Below are 3,141 nucleotides of genomic sequence, written 5' to 3' on the forward strand. Positions count from 1 at the left end.
TAACTGATGCTTGTAATTTGTAGGGTGTGATAGGTATGGGTGACAAGTTTAGTACTTTCAACCAATAATTAATTTTCCGTACCTTTCCCCACCCTACGGTTAGATATTCAGCTACTTAAAGCTGAAAGCAGCAACTGCCAAACAACCCCATCCCACGATAAAAGCTACTCCCCCCAAGGGTGTTATTGCTCCCAGCCATTTAACGCCACTCAAACTCAGCGCGTACAAACTACCGGAAAAAATGACAACACCAGCGATGAAAGCAAATCCAGATGCTATTAAAGAAGTTTGGGGTATTTCAGCGCGAGTTAACAGCAATGCCACTAACAAAAGTGCCAAAGCGTGATACATTTGGTAACGAACGCCTGTTTCAAAAATTTCGAGCGATCGCTCTGTTAATTTTTCTTTCAAAGCATGGGCTCCAAAAGCGCCCAGTGCCACAGATAATCCACCTAAAATAGCCGCCACGCTCAAAAAAATATTAGTCATAATCTGCTTTTGAACAATTACAAATGAAACCGATAAATAATGTCGCCGTTTTCAGTGACATGAAAATTGGCTTGAAACTCCTTGGCTTTTTCATCTAAATATTGCTTAGCTACTTTTCCAGGTAATTTTGCCTCCATTGCCAAGCGCAATACAGTGATTTGTCCGTTTCCTTCTTTGAGAATTTGATAAAAAATCGAATTGAGGCGATCGCATTCTTCTTTCTTTGCTTGTTTGTGCAATCCCCCCGCCAGCCAAGCACCCCACGCTACAGAGGGAATACCGAGGAATAAACCACCCAAGGCAGCATCTTTATCCTCCTGTATATCTTCTGGAGAAGCATCCTTATCTGGAAATGTCCAAACTAAGACTGGAACCATCAGAAAAATACCTCCAAATGCAAGCAGTAAACCCGCAGACAATTTTTTGATTATCTTCATAATAGTTCCAGCCGATCGCGCTACTATTGCTGCGATTTTAACTTGATTTACGAGTAGCTTCCAGTAGCCGCGAGAAATAAAAGCGGGTGCGGATCATATCTTGTCGCTGCACTGTAAAACCACAAGTTTTCAGGATTTCCACGATATCAGCTTCGCGATGCAGGTAAGCGCGAGTCGCTTTACTCGCACCTGGGAAAAAGCTGCCAATTTTTTTAAGCAAACTAAGACACAAAGTTTTCGGTGCAAAGCTGAGAATCAGACGGGACTCAGCTAAAGAAGCGAGGTGTGCAATCATCTCGGCTGCTTTATCTTGGGGATAGTGAATCAAGACATCGAGGCAAATGACGGTGTGGTATCTACCACTCAGCGCCTCTAAGTCTTGTACGGCGAAGGTGAGATTATCGGTGTTACTCAAAGCAGCTGCGGCTCTTTCCTTTGCTTCTGCCACCATTTTTTCGGAGATATCGCTAGCATAAACTTTAGCTCCATCTTGCGCCAAAGGAATGCTGAGACTGCCCACCCCGCAACCGGCGTCGCAGATTGATAGCTTTGACACATTGCCATCATACGTCAGCCAGCTGAGTGTGGTAGCTACTGTTTGTTGATGTCCCTCGCGGATATCGAGCTGGACTTTATTGACTTCGCCATCGCCATAAATACGCCGCCAGCGGTCAAAGCCTGTAGAGTTGAAGTAGTCCTGAACAATGGTTTTATCGTCGGCTGCGTTCATATAATTAATCTGCGCGAATTTGCAATTTTTCCCAACGGTTACATACTATACGGCTTATGACGCGCACTGGATAAAACTTTATTTCGCATAATTATGACTGCTGACAGATTTACAATTCGATCGATGAGCCTCTCTGATTTGGAACTCGCTCTCGACTGGGCAGCAACAGAGGGTTGGAATCCCGGTATTAACGATGCTAACGCCTTTTTTGCTGCCGATCCGGGGGGTTTCTTGATGGGAGAGATCGACGGGGAACTCATCAGTAGTATTTCGGCGGTACGCTACGACGATACTTTTGGTTTTGTCGGTTTGTATATTGTCAAACCCGATCGTCGGGGTCAAGGTTTTGGTTTGCGAACTTGGAATGCTGGTTTGCAGCTGTTGGGCGATCGCAACGTTGCCTTAGATGGTGTTGTAGCACAAGTGGAGAATTACCGCAAGTTTGGTTTTCAGGCAGCTTATCGTCATATTCGCTATGAAGGTGTGGGAATAGCGATCGCACCGCCTGACAATGTTGTATCTCTAAAAAATATCCCATTTACAGATATTCTGCAATACGATCGCCAACATTTTCCTGCTTCTCGTCCTGCGTTTCTAGAACAATGGATTAATCCGCCAGCGCGTGCGGGCTATGCCTATATTAAAAATGGCAATTTATCCGGTTATGGCGTAATTCGAGAATGCCGCACCGGATTTAAAATTGGCCCCCTCTTTGCCGATGATGCTCAAATCGCTGAAACTTTATTTCAATGTCTCAGCAGTTTTAGTTTCGGTAAACCCATATTTTTGGATACACCCGATGCAAATCCGCAGGCGATTGCTTTGGCTGAAAGTTATGGGATGAAGCCAGTATTTGAATGCGTGCGGATGTACAATCGCGGCACACCTAACATTGATATTGCCCATATTTTTGGAGTGACAACTTTAGAGTTAGGTTAGAAAATCTAGTTAGGGCGTCGGGCGTCGGGGCTAGGGGTTAGGGAAAGAAGTTTTTGTGGTGACAATAAAAACTTATCTTATCCGGTAGCATCGGTTGCACAAAAAATCACTTTCTTATCTGCGTTTATCTGCGTTTATCTGCTTACATCTGCGGTAGAAATTTAACCCCTAATACCCACAGATAATCTTTCCTATCGCTCATATACTACCAAAGCCACCGGACATGATATGAAACTTCTCTACAACTGATTTTCATCAAACATCTTCACAACTTGGAAATATTCTTTTCCATGTCAGTATCGCTTCGCCATTACCTTCCGCTTGAGTCATCTGCCAATGCAATAACTGAGACGCAGGTTTACCGATAATACCATTAATGCCGATCGCTTCTCTGGGTGCAACTGTCGCCAGTGCGATCGCTTCTTCCGCGTCGCAAATTCCCCACTTCACCAAATTCTGCACACCAACCAATAAAGGTAGCGTTGTCCCGGAAAGCGTTCCATTCAAAAGTCTCGCCGTGCCGTTTTTAACTTCTATTTCACGAGT

4 protein-coding genes and 1 pseudogene are annotated in these 3,141 nt (G+C 44.4%); 1 reads left to right on the plus strand and 4 read right to left on the minus strand.

Annotation, left to right across the window (positions count from 1 at the left end; genetic code table 11):
- Positions 1-111 precede the first annotated feature (111 nt).
- Genes H6S82_RS25965 through bchM form a run of 3 tightly spaced genes read right to left on the minus strand, consistent with a single transcriptional unit; the run spans position 112 to position 1,656 of the window.
- Positions 112-489, minus strand: coding sequence for a DUF423 domain-containing protein (locus H6S82_RS25965; RefSeq protein WP_190465171.1), 378 nt, complete (start codon positions 487-489; stop codon positions 112-114).
- Positions 490-506: 17 nt separating this feature from the next.
- Positions 507-926: a hypothetical protein gene (locus H6S82_RS25970; protein ID WP_190465170.1), complete on the minus strand. Its 420-nt coding sequence runs from the start codon at positions 924-926 to the stop codon at positions 507-509.
- Positions 927-963: 37 nt separating this feature from the next.
- Positions 964-1,656 (minus strand): magnesium protoporphyrin IX methyltransferase, encoded by a 693-nt coding sequence (gene bchM, locus H6S82_RS25975; RefSeq protein WP_190465169.1) that lies wholly within the window; start codon positions 1,654-1,656, stop codon positions 964-966.
- A gap of 93 nt (positions 1,657-1,749) precedes the next feature.
- Between bchM and H6S82_RS25980 the strand changes: the two genes are divergently transcribed.
- The gene (locus tag H6S82_RS25980) at positions 1,750-2,595 is read left to right on the plus strand and encodes a GNAT family N-acetyltransferase (protein ID WP_190465168.1); all 846 of its coding nucleotides are present in this window, start codon (positions 1,750-1,752) and stop codon (positions 2,593-2,595) included.
- Between the two features lie 255 nt (positions 2,596-2,850).
- On the opposite strand, the pseudogene H6S82_RS25985 reads toward H6S82_RS25980, so the two are convergent.
- Positions 2,851-3,141: pseudogene (locus tag H6S82_RS25985) on the minus strand (N-acetylglucosamine-6-phosphate deacetylase); the annotation flags it as partial.

Source organism: Planktothrix sp. FACHB-1355 (genome assembly GCF_014748295.1).
GTDB classification, from domain to species: domain Bacteria; phylum Cyanobacteriota; class Cyanobacteriia; order Cyanobacteriales; family Aerosakkonemataceae; genus Aerosakkonema; species Aerosakkonema funiforme_A.

What these genes read in the sequence shown, in the direction of transcription:
- H6S82_RS25965 (WP_190465171.1), bottom strand. Translation starts at nt 489, where the DNA reads ATGACTAATATTTTTTTGAGCGTGGCGGCTATTTTAGGTGGATTATCT.
- H6S82_RS25970 (WP_190465170.1), bottom strand. Translation starts at nt 926, where the DNA reads ATGAAGATAATCAAAAAATTGTCTGCGGGTTTACTGCTTGCATTTGGA.
- bchM (WP_190465169.1), bottom strand. Translation starts at nt 1,656, where the DNA reads ATGAACGCAGCCGACGATAAAACCATTGTTCAGGACTACTTCAACTCT.
- H6S82_RS25980 (WP_190465168.1), top strand. Translation starts at nt 1,750, where the DNA reads ATGACTGCTGACAGATTTACAATTCGATCGATGAGCCTCTCTGATTTG.